General features: G+C 65.8%; 19 protein-coding genes, 1 tRNA gene, 1 other RNA gene and 1 pseudogene. 8 read left to right on the top strand and 14 right to left on the bottom strand.

All coding sequences use genetic code 11. The features are described from left to right. Positions 1-113 precede the first annotated feature (113 nt). From GRX66_RS09385 to GRX66_RS09375, 3 genes are all read right to left on the bottom strand, one after another. Positions 114-506, bottom strand: a complete 393-nt coding sequence (locus tag GRX66_RS09385) for a hypothetical protein (RefSeq protein WP_159526321.1) — start codon at positions 504-506, stop codon at positions 114-116. A gap of 5 nt (positions 507-511) precedes the next feature. Next, a complete protein-coding gene (locus GRX66_RS09380) occupies positions 512-1,210 on the bottom strand; it encodes a glycerophosphodiester phosphodiesterase (protein ID WP_159526320.1) in 699 nt (232 codons plus the stop codon). Between the two features lie 167 nt (positions 1,211-1,377). After that, positions 1,378-2,136, bottom strand: a complete 759-nt coding sequence (locus GRX66_RS09375; RefSeq protein WP_325064029.1) for a proteasome assembly chaperone family protein — start codon at positions 2,134-2,136, stop codon at positions 1,378-1,380. Positions 2,137-2,735: 599 nt separating this feature from the next. Here GRX66_RS09375 and GRX66_RS09370 point away from each other — a divergent pair. Next, positions 2,736-3,149: an OsmC family protein gene (locus GRX66_RS09370; RefSeq protein ID WP_159526319.1), complete on the top strand. Its 414-nt coding sequence runs from the start codon at positions 2,736-2,738 to the stop codon at positions 3,147-3,149. A 100-nt stretch (positions 3,150-3,249) separates the two neighbouring features. Here the strand turns inward: GRX66_RS09370 and GRX66_RS09365 are convergent, their stop codons facing one another. The 7 genes and pseudogenes from GRX66_RS09365 to GRX66_RS09340 form a co-directional block, all read right to left on the bottom strand. Then, on the bottom strand, positions 3,250-3,606 hold the full coding sequence (locus GRX66_RS09365; protein ID WP_159526318.1) for a GNAT family N-acetyltransferase: 357 nt from the start codon (positions 3,604-3,606) through the stop codon (positions 3,250-3,252). Positions 3,607-3,805: 199 nt separating this feature from the next. Then, positions 3,806-3,991: a DUF7836 family putative zinc-binding protein gene (locus GRX66_RS20950; RefSeq protein ID WP_449271466.1), complete on the bottom strand. Its 186-nt coding sequence runs from the start codon at positions 3,989-3,991 to the stop codon at positions 3,806-3,808. Positions 3,992-3,993: 2 nt separating this feature from the next. Continuing rightward, on the bottom strand, positions 3,994-4,635 hold the full coding sequence (locus GRX66_RS09360) for a hypothetical protein (RefSeq protein WP_159526317.1): 642 nt from the start codon (positions 4,633-4,635) through the stop codon (positions 3,994-3,996). A 629-nt stretch (positions 4,636-5,264) separates the two neighbouring features. Continuing rightward, complete coding sequence (locus GRX66_RS09355) at positions 5,265-6,563, bottom strand: dicarboxylate/amino acid:cation symporter (protein ID WP_394351517.1); 1,299 nt, start codon at positions 6,561-6,563, stop codon at positions 5,265-5,267. 487 nt (positions 6,564-7,050) lie between these two features. Then, entirely contained in the window at positions 7,051-7,452 is a 402-nt protein-coding gene (locus tag GRX66_RS09350; protein WP_159526323.1) for a carboxymuconolactone decarboxylase family protein, read from the bottom strand. Between the two features lie 134 nt (positions 7,453-7,586). Next, positions 7,587-7,715, bottom strand: a pseudogene (locus GRX66_RS09345) (DUF302 domain-containing protein); the annotation flags it as partial. Between the two features lie 337 nt (positions 7,716-8,052). Further along, positions 8,053-8,127, bottom strand: a tRNA-Arg gene (locus GRX66_RS09340). A 97-nt stretch (positions 8,128-8,224) separates the two neighbouring features. Between GRX66_RS09340 and GRX66_RS09335 the strand changes: the two genes are divergently transcribed. The 3 genes from GRX66_RS09335 to GRX66_RS09325 all read left to right on the top strand — a co-directional run bounded on the left by GRX66_RS09335 (position 8,225) and on the right by GRX66_RS09325 (position 10,386). Then, positions 8,225-9,064 (top strand): geranylgeranylglycerol-phosphate geranylgeranyltransferase, encoded by an 840-nt coding sequence (locus GRX66_RS09335; RefSeq protein WP_159526314.1) that lies wholly within the window; start codon positions 8,225-8,227, stop codon positions 9,062-9,064. A 119-nt stretch (positions 9,065-9,183) separates the two neighbouring features. Continuing rightward, complete coding sequence (locus GRX66_RS09330) at positions 9,184-9,831, top strand: RAD55 family ATPase (RefSeq protein ID WP_159526313.1); 648 nt, start codon at positions 9,184-9,186, stop codon at positions 9,829-9,831. Positions 9,832-9,969: 138 nt separating this feature from the next. Beyond that, positions 9,970-10,386 carry a CoA-binding protein gene (locus GRX66_RS09325; protein WP_159526312.1) on the top strand — a complete coding sequence of 139 codons (417 nt, stop codon included), beginning with the start codon at positions 9,970-9,972 and terminating at the stop codon, positions 10,384-10,386. A 22-nt stretch (positions 10,387-10,408) separates the two neighbouring features. On the opposite strand, the gene GRX66_RS09320 is transcribed toward GRX66_RS09325, so the two are convergent. The 3 genes from GRX66_RS09320 to GRX66_RS09310 all read right to left on the bottom strand — a co-directional run bounded on the left by GRX66_RS09320 (position 10,409) and on the right by GRX66_RS09310 (position 12,836). Further along, positions 10,409-11,389, bottom strand: coding sequence for a PLP-dependent cysteine synthase family protein (locus GRX66_RS09320; RefSeq protein WP_159526311.1), 981 nt, complete (start codon positions 11,387-11,389; stop codon positions 10,409-10,411). 27 nt (positions 11,390-11,416) lie between these two features. Beyond that, a complete protein-coding gene (locus GRX66_RS09315) occupies positions 11,417-11,731 on the bottom strand; it encodes a DUF5798 family protein (RefSeq protein WP_159526310.1) in 315 nt (104 codons plus the stop codon). Between the two features lie 76 nt (positions 11,732-11,807). After that, positions 11,808-12,836, bottom strand: coding sequence for a hypothetical protein (locus GRX66_RS09310; RefSeq protein WP_159526309.1), 1,029 nt, complete (start codon positions 12,834-12,836; stop codon positions 11,808-11,810). Positions 12,837-12,939: 103 nt separating this feature from the next. Here GRX66_RS09310 and ffs point away from each other — a divergent pair. After that, an RNA gene (gene ffs, locus GRX66_RS09305) (signal recognition particle sRNA) lies at positions 12,940-13,252 on the top strand. Between the two features lie 133 nt (positions 13,253-13,385). On the opposite strand, the gene GRX66_RS09300 is transcribed toward ffs, so the two are convergent. Next, positions 13,386-13,724, bottom strand: coding sequence for a hypothetical protein (locus tag GRX66_RS09300; protein ID WP_233745411.1), 339 nt, complete (start codon positions 13,722-13,724; stop codon positions 13,386-13,388). A 256-nt stretch (positions 13,725-13,980) separates the two neighbouring features. On the opposite strand from GRX66_RS09300, the gene GRX66_RS09295 reads away from it, so the two are divergent. From GRX66_RS09295 to GRX66_RS19915, 3 genes are all read left to right on the top strand, one after another. Next, entirely contained in the window at positions 13,981-14,355 is a 375-nt protein-coding gene (locus GRX66_RS09295) for an ArsR/SmtB family transcription factor (RefSeq protein ID WP_159526308.1), read from the top strand. Then, complete coding sequence (arsM, locus tag GRX66_RS09290; RefSeq protein ID WP_159526307.1) at positions 14,348-15,241, top strand: arsenite methyltransferase; 894 nt, start codon at positions 14,348-14,350, stop codon at positions 15,239-15,241. Before GRX66_RS09295 ends, arsM begins: the two co-directional genes overlap by 8 nt. Before the next feature lie 49 nt (positions 15,242-15,290). Next, positions 15,291-15,589 (top strand): hypothetical protein (locus GRX66_RS19915; protein WP_233745408.1); only part of this gene is annotated, 299 nt, incomplete at its 3' end.

The following is a 15,589-nucleotide window of genomic DNA, read 5'->3' as shown; positions in this document are numbered from 1 at the left end:
CCTGGGGCGCCCTGACCGGCGCCGTCCTCGCGCTCGCGAGCTAACGCAGCGACCCCCGACAGCGCACGCGAACGGTCGCGTCTCGACCGAAGTCCCGTTCTCGGCGTACCTGTCTACGTGTCCGTTCTGGTCGACTCCCGTCGGTCTAGTACGTCGGACGTGACCCACGCGAGCACGCCGCCAGCGACGACGAGGGCGGCGCTGGCTTCGAGCGTGAGCGCGGACCCCAGTCCCGCGGGGTCGACGTAGGTGACGGCCGCAACGACCACGACGGCGTACCCGAACCCCGCAATGGCGTCCGTCGCCCGTCGCCCACGGACGCCGAGTTCGCGGTAGTACCGGAGGAGCAGTCCGTGCGCGACCAGGCCGGCGAGCAGTCCCGCTGGGACGCCGACGACGGCCGCGAACTCGAACGCCAACACCTCGATGACGAGCACTGTGACCGCGAGGAACGCCGTCGTCCCCGCGCCGGCGGCCGCCAGCCAGGTTCGGTGTCTCGGTCGCATCGTCGTCACGTGACGTCGTAGCGGTCCAGCATCAATCCGTCCACGCCCGCGTCGCGAACCGCGTCGGCGGTCTCCGCCGTCGCGATCGGCCACGCCACGACGTCCATGCCTGTATCGTGAGCGTCCGCGACGAAGTCCGCCTGCACGCAGAGTTCGTGCGGGGCTTCGACGAACTCGCAGCCGAGGGCCGCCGCCGTCTCGAGTACGTCGCCGTAGTCGAGGCGTGCGACTTCCTCGTCCGAGACGGGGCGCGCTTCGAAGTACGTGAACGACACGTACCCCAACGGGAGCCCGGTCTCGCGGACCCGCTCCAGGACGTCCGCGTCGGCCGAACACGCGAACGCGTCGTGCTCGCGTCCGGCTACGACGTCCGCGACGTCCGCCGCCAGGCCGCCGTGCTTGAGGTCGAGTTGCAGCTCCACGTCCGGCGGCACGTCGTCGAGCAGCGACGCCAGTCGTGGAATTCCCGACCCCGTGCCCAGCACGTCGACGCCCCGGAGCGCGTCCAGGCTGGTTTCGTGCACGCTCCCCTCCGCGTCGGTCTTCGCGGCGAGGTCGTCGCGGTGATGGACGACGAGTTCGCCGGACCCACACCGTCGCACGTCCAGTTCGATTCGGTCGACGTGGGCCGCACACGACCGGACCGCCCGCCGCGTGTTCTCCGGGAACTGCCGGGCACACCCCCGGTGCGCGATGTGTTCCATACCTGTCAGTCGGGAGCTGTGGCCTTAACGATGACGCGGACCCGTGGGCGCGGACCCGTCGGTGTTGCTGTCACCCGGATCCGCCGGGAGTTCGAAGGAGGAACAGCGAACGCATCGGACCTCGAACTCTCGATCTCCCCGTCAGCCGAGCGAGGTCGCCTCGGGAGTTACTGGTACATCCCGGGAGTCTGTGGTTGCTGGTCCTGGGATTGCTGTTGCTGGAACTGCTGGAGCTGTTCGGCGATCTGTCGTTTCTGCTGCTGGATCTGCTCGGCCTGCTCGCGGAGCTCCTCCGTATCGATGTCGAAGTTCACGAGTGGTTCCAGGGCCTCCTCGATGACCATTCGGGCGGCCTTCGGGTCCGGCATGTACGGATTGGAACGCACGACGAGTACCGCCGCCGGAACGTCGTTGTGGTAGCAGTCCTCCACCAGGGCACCGGTCACGCCGCCGATGACACCGGACCCTTCCGCCAGCGAGATTCCGGCCTCGGTGAGCGCGTCCTCCAGGTCGTCGTTCGTGGCGACGCCGAAAACCTCGCCGACAGCCGCTTCGGAATTCGCGGGCGCTCCAGCGAGGAAGACGGCGCGCTCGAACTCCTCGGCCACGTCGTTCATCACGCTCTGGCTCAGCGAATCGACCGCGTTCGGGGGAATCGGGACGTCGCTCTGCAGCGTCATCACGTCCGGGTCTTCGCCCGCGTACACCCGGATGGAGTCACGTACCCGACCCTCGTCGAACGCCGCGACAGAGGGGACGTCCTCCGAGATGATCGTTCCGTGCTGGGCCAACCCGAGTTGGTTCGTGATCTGGTCGACGGCTATCGACGCGACGAGCCCCAGTCCGGGGAGCCCCTCGATGAGCGTCGGAGAGTCGGCAGTCAGTTCACGCGCCTTCTCGTATCGTGCTGGGGAATTCTTGGTCACAACTCGCCACCTACGTCGACGTATTATGTTGCAGCGTTTAACAGAACCCCTTCGTTCTTACCGCATGAGAAGTCGCTGTTCGGGGTCGCGCGTCGTATTCTGGCGTCGCCGCCGGAGCCGTCAGTGCGGGTGGCTCCCGGTTGTGGCCGGCAGTGTTCTCCGGGTCGAACTCGCTCACCGCCGTGGCGAACGTCGCCAGTGCATCGTTGCCGTCGATGGCGTGGAAGGGGAAGGATTTCGGTTCTGAACGCGGACGTCGCTCCTCGACTCCGCGGCGTTCGGGACGCAAGCGGACCTGACCGGGAAGCAATCTCCGGAGATTCGCGCGCTCGTCACAGTACGTCCAGTCAATGCCGGGGATTCGACCGCCGTCCAGTCGATGCCTGGGATTCGTCCGGCGGAACTCGACGACCGGCTCTCGGCAGGGGCTACGAGGCGAGCACGCTGGCCGGTGGGATACACGGTTGGAACGGGTCACGGGACGGCACGCTCGGAGACACGCTCCGCTCGCTGGTCTGGCGGCTGTTCTGATTCGCTCGGTCGCCCGAATCGTGTGCCGGAACCGAAACGGCTTCCGTCGGGGCCGGAGACACTACAATATGGGCGATTCCGAACTGACTCACTACGAGGTCAGCGCATCGCGCGTCAGTCCGAAACGCACCCGCGTCGACACCGGTGATGCAGCGTTCGTCGTCGGGAAGGACGTGAATCCAGTCGAATACTTCCTGGGGTCTGCGCTCGCGTGTCTCAACTCGACCGCGACGATGGTCGCTCGAGACATGGACATCGACATCCAGTCACTGGAGGCGACCGTCGAGTCAGACCTGAACTACGCGGCCTATCGGGGCGAGGAGAGCGACGACCGTCCGGGCCTCCAGGGACTCGAGGTTACGCTGTCGGTCGCCGCCGACGACGACGCCGACCTCGACGCGATGCTTGCAGCCGTGAAAGACCGGTGTCCGGTGACCGACAACGTCGAAAACGAGACTGGCCTCAGCGTCGCGCTCGCTTGACCGGCTGTGTGCCGGTCGGGCGAAGCCGGGCGGCAGTCGCCTCCCCGACCGCACCGTTTCTTCGTCGGAGGGTGGCAGCGGTGACCGACGTCGGTGTCACTCAGTTCGACCGGTCGCGTTCGAACCCGAGTTCCAGCGCGTCGGTTCCGCCCCGATAGTAGTCTTCGATGCGGCGCTGGACGCTGAATCCGGTGTGCTCGCAGAACTCGATGGCTTCCCGGTTGGTCGCCCGCGTGTGGAGGGTGATTGCGTCGTAGTCGTCGGTGAGCGCCGCCATGAGTCGGGTTCCGAGCCCCTGGCGCCGGTGGTCGGGAGCGACCGTGAACAGCGTGAGGTATCCGTCCTCGCGAATCACGCCGAACGCGACCACCGCGTCCCGACCATTCGGTGACAGGAGCAGGTAGGCGGTCTGTCGGCGGTCCTCCGTTTCGAAGTACGCTCGCGTCTGTTCGAGCACGCCGTCCGAACGGCGGATTCGCTCTTTTACCGCCCAGGCCTCCCGCAGATGAGCGTCATCTCCGGGTGGGACGATGCGCACTTCGACGTTGCGCGTCAGTGGTAGACCTCCAGCGGATACTCACTACTCGCACGTCACGCGTTTTTGAACCCCAGCGGGACCGCGGTCCGGGACGGAATCTCCGATCCGGAAGCCGACGTCACTCGGAGTGGAACTCCCCGTGGACTTCGAGGTCGCGTTTCGCTCGCACGAACTCCGAAACCGGGCGTCGAGCACCGCAGTGTGGGCATTGAAACTCCTCGTCGGGCGAGGGGAGGGTGACCGGATTCGCTGCCCACTGATCAGCACAGTCCGGACAGTGTCGTTGGATCCACGGTTCGGACATACCTACTCTTTCGCGGCGCTCGGCAAAAGGGTAGGTCCCACTCCCGGCGTGTCGCTGTCCTCGAGTCGATTACTGAGGCTCGCCAGCAGCTCGCCCGGTCGTTCGTCTGTGGGGAGCGATTTCGTCTCCCCGTCGACGAGTTCCATCCGGAGCGTCCCGTCCTCCTCGGTCACGGACGTGATGCGTTCGTACGGGATCTGCTCAGTTTGGTCCCCCACAGTCCAGGTCGTGTTGAGCAAGTTCACCGCGGCGTCGTGATGAACCGTCAATGCGGTCTCACCGAGGGTCACGACGGTGAGGTCGTACCGCTTCGAACAGTGAAGGCCGTACACGGAACCGGAGCCGGCCGCTAGCGAGTAGCTGGTGGACGCGTCATCCCGGTCGAGTTCAGCCGCCACTGCACGACGGACGTTCCGCGTGCCGTCGGCGAGCGCATCCGCACTGTGTCGGTTGACGGTCCGCACGCCGGCGACAGCTGTTCCCAGGCCGGCGACCAAAACGGCAATGCCCAGAACAGTCTGGTCGGCTGCGAACAGGAAGTTGCCGCCTAGCATTACCACCAGAAGTACCGCCCAGGGCCACTGCAGGCCGACGGACCAAACGCGTGCGACTGTTTCGACGTCGAATGACCCCTCCTCAGACACGATTCGTGCCTCCGGAGTCCCGCCACTCGCCGAGTACTGCCGTGCGAGCCGGTTCGCCGGTCGCGGACTGCCGTCCCGAATTGGAACCGTGATTGCGTCCGGTGCTGGCCGGCCAACGATCTGTCCGCGTCCCGCGGGCCCAACGTGGACTGGTCACTCGGACGGGTCGCGCGTCTGGTCCGACACCACTGTGGCGTGCCCCAGGGGCGACCTGTGTGACCGGGCCGAGTGCCAGCCGTGTGGATGCACGAACGCCACACTCGACGGGTTCGACCGGCGCCAGAGCTCCGTTCGCGAATACCGTCTCGGCTCGGTCGCGGGACCGAATCCCAGTGGGCCTGCCGGCGGAGTTCCCGCTGTCGGTTGGCTCACCGCGCTCGGGTTCTGTCATCGAACGAGCCCTGCTACGTGCTCGAGCGGCATAACGCTATTGTACAACTCCTGCAATACTTCGGGCGAACAGCTCGAGCGCTGAGTGTCCGGTAGCGTCTCGGCCGTCCCGACACTGAATCCCTGACCGGTCACTATCCTCGTCATTCGGCCGACGTCAGCGAATCCGACCCAGACGAAGGGTGCTGGGTCGCCGCGTGACGAAATCGAGCGGTCTGCTCTACGAATTCGGGCTGTGCTCAGTCGTCGAACGAATCGGTCGCCTCGCCGACCCACGATCCTGCACCGAGGTCGATCCCGTCGTTGAGCTTGGCGACGTAGCTCGTGACGGCGAGGTCGCCACTGATGTTCGTCATCGTGCGCAACCGGTCCAGAATCGGGTCCACGCCGGCGACGAACCCGACGACCTCCAGCGGGAGGCCGAGTTGTCGTAACACGAGCGTCAGCATGATCAGTCCCGCCCCCGGCACCCCGGCCGTCCCGATGCTGGCCAGAACTGCGACGAGAACCACGATTACTTGCTCGGCGATCGACAGCTGAACGCCGACGAGGTTCGCAGCGAACACGGCCGCGACGCCCTGATAGAGTGCCGTCCCGTCCATGTTGATGGTGGCGCCGAGCGGGAGGCTGAAGCTGTACACTTCTTCGTCGATGTGGAGGTTCTTGTCCGCGTTGGACATCGTGACGGGGAGCGTTCCACTCGACGAACGGATGCTGAGTGCCGTGATGAGCGCCTCCTTGGACCCGTTGAGGAACCCACGTGGAGAGCCCCCGACCAGTCCGCCGACGATGCCGAGCAGATGGACGAGGACGATGTGAGCGACCACGGCCACCAGGAGTGTCGCGATGAGTAACGCGAACGGGAGGATGGCGTCGACCCCGGCCTCGCCGAAGACGGCTGCCATGAGTGCGAAGACGCCGATGACACCGTACTCCATGACGCCCCAGACGACTTTGAACATCGCCTCGGCGCCGGACTCGGCGAGGTCGTAGAACAGTCCGACCCCGCGCTCGACGTCCGAATTGTCAGTCGTCGCTTCGACGAGCGCCAACGCGATGCCGAACACGATGACGAAGAAGATTGTGGGGAGAATGTCCCCGTTCGCCATCGCGGCGATGGGGTTCTCGGGCACGATGCCCAACACGACCTCGGTAAGCGAGGGTGGTGTCGCGCTCTGCGCGTCGCCGTCGGTCAACTGCAGCGCCTCCCCGGGGTTGATCAGGTTTGCGACGATCAGACCGATTCCGACGGCGAGCGCCGAAGTGACGGCGTACAGGCCGACGACTTGGCCGCCGATTTTCCCGAGGTTGGCCGGCGAGAGCCGACGCGCCCCCATCAGTAAGGTGAACACGACGATGGGGACGATGAGCATGCTCAGTAACCTGACAAATAGGTCTCCGAGCGGTCTGAGTCTGGCCGCCGGCTGGCCGACTGCCAATCCGAGTAGTGAACCCAGGACGAAGGCGACGCCGATGCGATAGACGATCGGAATCGAGCGGTATCGATTCCACGATGAAACTAGTTGCTGGCGGGCCACAAACGCCATTCCGGGATGATTGTTGTAAAAGTTTATATTGCGCCCGAGTAGCGCGGGCGGGCGTTCTCGGCACTTCATTTGCATCCGCTCACACGGCACGACCTCCGTTTTTGTTGCGTCGTGTTCCGTGACGAGAACTCCTTTCTTCGATGTAATTTTCTCCTGACAGGTAGTCGGCCTGTCGGCGCAGCTACCTCTGTGGAACTGGGGTCTGGTTGGACTACCGAACGACCCGTACGCCCAGGCGTGGGGCGGCCAATGATGGAACGAACAGAACGGGTGGTCTACCGCGCTGTCTATCAAGAACGGCCACACACCTTCGAATTCAACGACCCAGGAATGGTCACTACCGGGATGGCGGTGTCGACGCCGGTGTCACGCTCGCTCATTCCTCGCGAGAGAGCGGCCGAGAATCGAACGACGTGAAAGAAGATGGATCAGTCAGCGCTCACTCCGCACGAGCTACGTCTTCTCTCGTTCAATTGGGTCAGTCGTCTCCCGCAGCCGCCTCCTGTTCTCTGATGTACTCGAAGATCTCGTCCGTCTCGGTAACGAACTCGTCGTGGTCGTACTCGTTCCCGTGTAGCAGTGTCGAGAAGTACTGTGTGTTGCTGGCGACGGTGACCGTCTCTTCGAGTTCGTCCTCGGTCACGTCTGCCAGTCGTGCTTCTTCCGTGTGGAAGTAGGTGCAGTAGGGACAATTCATCACGGCTGCTGCAGTGACTCCGACGAGCGCTTTCTCCCGTGGGGACAGTTCGGTCTCTCCGAGAACGAGGTCTCGAAAGATGGCCCAACTGTGGTCGCTTGCTGGCTCCGCGGGGAGTTCCAGAAAGCCTGGTACTTGGCCGAGCGTTTCCTCGATCTCCTGGATCGTTTGTTCTGACGCCATTGTTGACCGCTCCCGCAACCCCACGTATTCGACGCCGAGGAGCACAACGGTACCTCCTGAAATTCAGCCAACAGTTGCCGAAACTGCAGTCGCTGCAGTCAGTCAGATACGTTCGTGGCGTGTTCACTCTCACATTCTTTCAGTGTCGCCTGGATATCGATGTCCCAGCCGACACCGAATCCCTCATCGTTGAGTGCAGCATTCGTCGCGTCGACGACGTCGTCGAACTCACCGGCGACTGACGCCTGTATTGTGTCTTCCATCACGTATCGTACCCCGTTGTGGGATCGATGGTTTGGTCCCGCGGGGCAGCCGTTGGGCGGGCGTTTTGTCGGACGAGGCTCCCCGTCACTCGCTCATCCGGCCCGAGCCTGCCGTTCCCGGTACAACAAGCCGCGCTCTTCGAGAGAACTCGCAGTCTTGCTCACCTTGCGTTCCGAGAAATTGCACCGGTCGCGCAATTCAATCTGCGAGATACCGGGAGAATTCACGACCGGCTCGGGCCCCGTCGTTCATCGAACGAAATCAACTCTGACAGCCAGAGTCGATTTATAAGCGGTTTACCGTTGTCTGTCGGATTTCAATCGTTCGAAGAACGAATGGGCGCTGCAGGATTTGAACCCGCGGCATCTTGGTCCGAAGCCAAGTGCTCTGTCCAAGCTGAGCTAAGCGCCCGCGGACGTTGATAGACGGGGGGTAGTTTTAAACCTCGTGGTTCGCGGGGCGGCGGTAACCGACTCGTTTATTCCGTGGGGTGTGCGTAGGCGGGTGCATGGGCTTGGCGGCTACTGCGCGGGGACTGCTGGAGTTGACGCGCCCGGTGAACACGGTGGCTGCGGGCGCGTTGACGTTCATCGGCGCGTTCGTTGCCGGTGGGGCGTTCGACGAGTCGGCGGCGACGGCGGCGGCGGTCGGCGCGACGTGGCTGGCGACCGGCGCGGGAATGGCGATCAACGACTACTTCGACCGCGAGATCGACGCGATCAACGCACCCGAACGCCCGATTCCGCGCGGGGCGGTGTCGCCGCGCGGCGCGCTGGCGTTCAGTGTCGCGTTGTTCGTGGGTGCGATAGTACTTGCGGCGCTGTTGCCACTGTTGGCGCTGGCTATCGCGGCGGTGAACCTCGTCGGCCTGGTGACGTACACGACGTACTTCAAGGGGTTGCCGGGGGCGGGGAACGCGCTGGTGGCGTATCTCGTGGGGAGTACGTTCCTGTTCGGCGCGGCGGCCGTCGGTGACCCGCTTGCAGGGGGTGTACTCGCGGTGCTGGCGGCGCTGTCGACGTTCACGCGCGAGGTCATCAAAGACGTCGAGGACGTCGCGGGCGACCGCGAGGAAGGACTGAACACGCTCCCGATCGCAATCGGGTCGCGCCGCGCGCTGGGACTCGGTGCGGTGCTCCTCGTGGTCGCCGTCGCGGCGAGTCCGGTCCCCTACTACCTCGGGACGTTCGGCGTCTGGTATCTGGTGGTCGTCGTGCCGGCGGACGCCTTGATGCTGGTAGCAGCGTACCGGAGTTTCGAGGATCCGACGGCTGGCCAGCAGCTGTTGAAAGCGGGGACGTTCGTCGCCGCTGCGGCGTTCGTCGTGGGCCGTCTGACCGTCGCGTAATAATACAATCAAAAGGAATATAAGCGAATCAGCATATCATTCGGCCAGATGAGTACGGGGGAGTATCACTCGTCGGTGCGCCACCCCCCGGTCGCGGTCCGGATGCGAGGGGTAGCGTAATGTACGAGCTTGGCGCGGTCTTCTCGGACGTCGACGTCGACCCAGGGACCAACATCCTTGTCGAGGGGCCGCCGATGAGCGGCAAGCGAGAGCTGGGCTTCGACGTGCTGGCGCGGGGCTCCAGCGAGGGTGAGGGCGTCATCGTCGTGACGACGAAGGACAGCGCCGACCGCATCATCGAGGACTACGCCGAACACGTCGATGGCGTGGAGCCGGTCATCGCCGTCGTGGACTGCGTGACCAAGCAGCAGGGCATGGGAACTGCGACGGAGAGCGAATTGGTGCGGTACGCGTCCTCTCCCGTCGACCTCACCGGTATCGGGATCGAGCTCTCGGAGCTGTTGCGCGCGCTCTACCAGCAGCGCAACCTCACCCGCAATCGGATTCTGCTGCACTCGCTGTCGACGCTGCTGATGTACTCGGACCTCCAGACGGTGTTCCGATTCCTGCACGTGTTCACCGGACGCGTGCAGAGCGCGGACGCGCTTGGCCTGTTCGTCGTGGACTCCAGCGCGCACGACGAGCAGACGGTCAGCACGCTCAAGCAGTTGTTCGACGGCATCCTCACGGTCCGCGAGAGCGAGGCGGGCGACTTCGAGGCGCGACTGTTGGGCATCGACGGCGGAACGGACTGGCGGACCCTGTAACCCGGTCCGGGGAGTCCATACGCGGGAGTGAGCGCCGCTTGTCGCTCCCTCGCTCGTTCTTCTGGACGTGTAGCGTTTTCGCGTTTGGTCTTCTGCGCGACGTGTGGCTTTTCCGCGCTCGACACTGACCCACGAACCATGCCAGTGGACGACGACGAAGCACTCGCGGAGATTCTAGACTACGAGCACGTCGCGGTCGTCGGGTGTTCGACGACGCCGGGGAAGGCCGCCCACGACGTTCCCGCGTACCTCCGCGAGCACGGCTACGACGTGATTCCAGTGAACCCGTACGCCGACGAGGTGTTCGGCCGGGAGGCCGACGATTCGCTGTCCGGGGTCGACGAACAGGTCGACGTCGTGAACGTGTTCCGGCCCAGCGAAGAGGTGGCGGCCATCGTCGACGAAACCCTGGAGCGTGACGACGTGAAGGCGGTCTGGACGCAGCTGGGCGTCCGGGACGACGACGCGGCCGCCCGCGCGGAGGACGCGGGGCTACGCGTCGTCCAGGACAAGTGCATGAAAGTCGAGCACAGACGACTGACGAACCGAGGGTGACCGCCGGACGTCCCGTTGTGCGTTAGCCCTCCCACTCCTCGTACTCGCCGTAGACGCCCTTCGAGAGGTAGCGCTCGCTGGAGTCAGCGAACACCGTCACCACGCAGTCGTGGGGGAGGTCGAGGTCGCCGGCGGCGGCGCGTTCGGCGACGTCGAGTGCGGCGAGGCTGTTCGCCGCGGAACTCGACGCAACGAGGTGCCCCTCTTCGCGGGCGAGCCGCTGCATCTCGGCGTGGGTGTCGCGGTCCGGAATCTGGACGACATCGTCGACGAATTCGGGGTCGAACAGTTCGTTCGTCGTGGGGTCGTGGGTGCCGATGCCCTCGGTCTTGTACTCAGCTTCCTCGACGTCCCGCCCCTTCGTGGTAGCGTACAGCGACCCAGTCGGTTCGACGGCGGTGACGTGGAGGTCCGGGACGTGTTCGCGGAGGCGCTTGCCCGTTCCCATGAGCGTGCCGGCGGTCCCGCAGCCCGCGACGAGTGCGCCGACGTCGCCGTCGAGGGCGTCACGGATTTCGGGACCCGTGGTCTCGTAGTGCGCTTCGACGTTCAGGGGGTTGGAGAACTGCTGCGGGACGACCGCGTCGTCCAGTTCGTCGGCGAGTTCGTGCGCGCGTTCGATCGCGCCCTCCATGCCCGCCTCTGTCGGGGTGTTGATGACGTCCGCGCCCAGCGCCGCCATCAGTTGCTGTTTCTCGACGCTGAATCGCTCCGGCACGACGAACACGGCGTCGACGTCCAGTTGCCCGGCGGCGACCGCGAACCCGATGCCGGTGTTGCCCGCGGTGGGTTCGACGACGGTGCCGCCCGGGGGGAGTTCCCCGGACTCCAGCATCGCTTCGAGCATGTACTTCCCGATGCGGTCTTTCACGCTCGCGCCAGGATTGAACGACTCGAGTTTCGCGTACACCGGGACGTCGTCCGGCGACGCGTGGACGCGCACGAGCGGGGTCTCACCGACGGTCTCCAGCACCGAGTCCAGCGGCCTCCCGTGGGTGGTCATCTGGCCGGAAATTCTTGCCGGCGTTCTTTAGGCGTTGCCATCCACGCTTCCGCTGCCGGCATCTGTGACGGCTTCGCCGTCGGCGTCCGCGCCTGCCTGTGTCTCCCTCCTGGCTTCGTCAATGACGGCGTCGACGTCGACGCCCTGGTGGTCGGCCAGCGCCTCGACGAGCGCGCGCTGCTCGGCCAGTTCCACTTCGAGGTCGGTGACGCGGTCGTTGGTCTCTTCGACGGTGTCCGTCAGGTCGTTGACCTGCTCGCGGAGCTTCTCGAAGCGCTCGTAGAGCTTGTCCGCCATCTCCGTGACTTTCTGGAGTTTCTTCGCGGTCGAACCGAATCCCATGAGCGCCAGTAGACGTTCGTGGGGGATGACCGTTTCCCTCGCGCGGCCCAATCCTCGCACGGACTCCGGTTTCGGGCTACGAGTCCGGCCAAGCCGCGGCGAGGTCCGCGAGGAAGTCCGCGTACTCCGCGACTGCGGCGTCCCACGCTTCGCCGCCGCGCCGACACGCCGCCGCCAGTTCTGCGAGGCGATCGGCGTCGTACTCCGAGACCAGGCACAGCATCTGGTAGACCGCGGATTCGGCGGGCGGTGCGTCGTCGTCGGCCGTCTCGTGGACGAGGCGGCGCACCTCGGCGGGGCGCACGTCCATCTGGATGCCCGACCCGGGGATGGTCTTGGACATCTTCGGGTAGTCGTTCAGGCCGGGGACCATTCGGGTGAACAGCCCCTCGAATTCGGCATCGAAGGGCGTCCCGTCAAGGTACTGTTCGTTCGCGAGGACGAGCGCGTGCTCGTCGACGCCGAGCACGAACACGGTCTGGTCGTAGCCGTCTGCGAGCGTGGGGTGGACGAAGTCGGCGAGACACAGCAGTCCGGTGAGCCTGGCACCGAACTCAGTGCGTTCGCCCGCATCCGCGTTGTCGATGCCGTCTGCCTCGTAGGCCGCGCGCAGGTCCTCGACCCAGGCCGTCGGTTCGACGTCGAACTCGAGGTCGGACTCGAACTCGAAGTACCGCCCGAGACGGAACGCCGTCTGCATCACATCCGTGGCCTCGTACTGCGTGCGCACGGCACCCTCGTAGCCGATGGCGTCGAGGAACGCCCGGTAGTCGTCGGCGAGACCGCGGACGACGTCGAGGTCGCGGCCGCCGCCGGCGTACTTCTCGTAGTCCGCAATCAGGAACTGCGTGTCGAACCCGGCTTCCTGGAAGCGCTTGACCGCGTACATCTGCGCGACCGTGCCCACGTGCGGTGTGCCGGTCAGTCCGGCGCTCGCGACGAACAGCGTGTCGCGGTCGGCCGCCGTACGGAGCGCGTCCTGGTCGGTGGTCGCGGCGAACGCCCGGTCGACGAGCGCGCCGTCGAGGGAGCCGACGTCACACGCCGGGTCGTCGTACTCGAACTCGGTGCGGAGGGCTTCGTAGTGGTCGGTCAGCGCCGACATGGCTGGCACTTTCCGCGATTCGCTGAAAGTGTTAACGCGATACACGGTACCAAATAACAACTGTCCATCCCGAAAAGGCCTTAAGAGGGAATCGTCTACGATGAACTGGACTAGGCCGGGCGGTTTGGCCCTGCCCTCCACCCGCGAGATAGTCATCAGCGGGGGCCGAAATCCTGGGGAGTCCGGTCGACCTGTCCGGGCCCCGGGAGCCAACGTGGAAGCCTCGTCCTTCGGGGACGGCGGTCCGCGGCGCGCACCTGCAGGGGTGTCGTCGGCGCGGTTCGTCGGTGCCACTCCGTCAGGCACGGAAGTGAGCAGCGGAGCACCGAACGTTCGTCGCTCGAAGGGTCGCGGGGTGGAGAAGGCGACCGGGACTACCCGGGCGGGAACACCGGGCAACCCGGGGCCGTCCATCATTCATACTGCGCATTCTGCCTCCACGTGGCAACGCCGCACAGCGACGACGTCGAACCGTCGTTGTTCACGACGGCCCGCCCATGGCTAACGCCGAACTGCCCGCGGCGTGCAGCGGGGAGGACCAGGGCGACGTCACCCGGGTGCGCGGAACGCTTTCAGTCGGAATCGAACGATGATCGGTTCGAGGACGTCCCTGTCGCCGGTCCACGTGATGGTAACTTCCGTGAGCCGATAGGATGGTCCGACGGGAACGCGGCGTGCCGAGAGCTCTGCCGTCCATCCGTCCCCTTCGACGCGGTGTTCGTCCACTCGCTCGCCGCCGAGACTCTCGAGGTATCCCGCGGCCTGGTCGAGCGTCAGCCCCCGGAACTGTCGCGTTTCACGCAACGTACCGTCGTCGACGGTGCGCTCGACGGGTGGCAGTGCGTCCAGTCCGGCCCGCAGGTGGTGTAATTCGGAGTCTTGGGCCATTGTGCTACGGCCTCGTGTCAATGTTCGAGGTGGAGCGGGGTAAGTGTGTGCTCGGGCCCGGTGAGCGAGGGGGTAGGATGGGTCTCTCCTCGCGGTGTTCGGGAACCGGTTCGTCGGCGACGTCTGCGTCGACGGTTTCGTCCGTACCGCACGGCCGACTGCGACGCCGAACACCGACTGCACAGCGGCGTTCGAGGGTCGAGCGCCGTCACCCAAACTATTATATTAGTGTAGCCTAATATTAGCAAATACTAAGATGGAGTCACAGAACTGTTGCGGCGACGCCGCCGACGCGACGGATCGGCCGGAACCCGGCTGCTGTACCGTCGAGCACGCCCTCTCGGAGCGCGAGCTCGCGGCCGACGTCGAGACGCTCGCGACGCTCGGCAACGACACGCGATACGAGGCGCTCCGGCTCATCGCCGACGCGAACGTCGAAGTCTGCGTCTGCGAACTCGAACCGGCACTGGGCGTGAGCCAGGGAGCGGTCAGTCAGGCGCTCTCGCGGCTGTTCAGTGCCGGGCTGGTCGACCGCCGGAAGGACGGCCGGTGGCGGTACTACTCCGCGACCGAGCGGGCGGAACGCCTGCTCGACGTGCTCGACGTGACACGGGGGCCGGACCATGAGTGAGCGCCGCTCCAGCGACGGGACCGAAGACAGCGAGGGCGTGACCGACACCGCAGTCGACTCCGGCGCCGACGACCGCCGCGGCGCCGTCCGCGACCGCTACGGGGCCGTCGTCGAGGGCAGCGGTGGTTGCTGCACTTCCCAGTCCACGGTCGCTGAGGGGGTCCCGACGGCTAACGGCGCTGCCGGCGAGCCAGACTGCTGCGGCTCGGACGCGGGCGGCGGTGCCGACGCTGCTGCGCGCGCTATCGGGTACGAAGACGGAGACCTCGGGGCCGCACCGGACGGCGCGAACCTCGGACTCGGCTGCGGCAATCCGCAGGCCATCGCGGCCCTCGAGGACGGCGAGGACGTCCTTGACCTCGGGTCCGGCGGCGGGTTCGACTGCTTCCTCGCGGCCCGAGCCGTCGGTCCGGACGGACGCGTCGTGGGGGTCGACATGACGCCCGAGATGGTCGACACCGCCCGCGAGAACGCCGCGGACAGCGACCTCGACAACGTCGAGTTCCGACTCGGCGAGATCGAACACCTGCCGGTCGCCGACGAGTCCGTCGACGTCGTCATCTCGAACTGCGTCGTCAACCTCTCCCCGGACAAGGCGCGCGCGTTCCGCGAGGCCTACCGGGTCCTCCGGCCGGGCGGCAGACTCGCCATCTCGGACCTCGTCGCCGTCGACGACATTCCGGCCGCAGTGCGCGAGGACCCGGACGCCGTGGCCGCGTGCGTCGGCGGCGCAGCAGCGCCCGACACGCTGGAGGGACTGCTCGCCGAGGCCGGTTTCGAGGCCGTGTCCGTCGAACTCGAGGACGACGGCGCCGACTGGAGCGATACGCGGCCGGGGACGTTCGTCGCCTCCGCAACCATCGAAGCCCGGAAACCCACGTCGTAGCACCGCGCCACTCGCCAGGACCATTCGACCACCACACTACCGACTCACAATGCCTGTCCCACCCACCGACCCCCGACGCCGTACCGCTGACGACCACCTCACCTGGGCCGACGTCGCTGCGAGCTACGCGGCGATGCTCGGCTTCGTCGTGCTGTTCTGGGCGGTTAGCGAACCGTTCGCCGCCGCCGTCGCAGCAGTCGCTGTTGCAGTGACCATCGCCGGCGGACCTCCAGCAGGCGGACCAGGTTCGCATCTCGGTCGCGGACCAGCACTTCGAGGGCACGACGCGGCGAAAGTCCGCGTCCGGGGACCGCATCCGCGCCGTCGTACAGACCGGAGACGACCACG

This window comes from Halobacterium bonnevillei, assembly GCF_009831555.1.
Taxonomy (GTDB): domain Archaea; phylum Halobacteriota; class Halobacteria; order Halobacteriales; family Halobacteriaceae; genus Halobacterium; species Halobacterium bonnevillei.
This window is presented reverse-complemented; position numbering and strand designations above follow the sequence as displayed.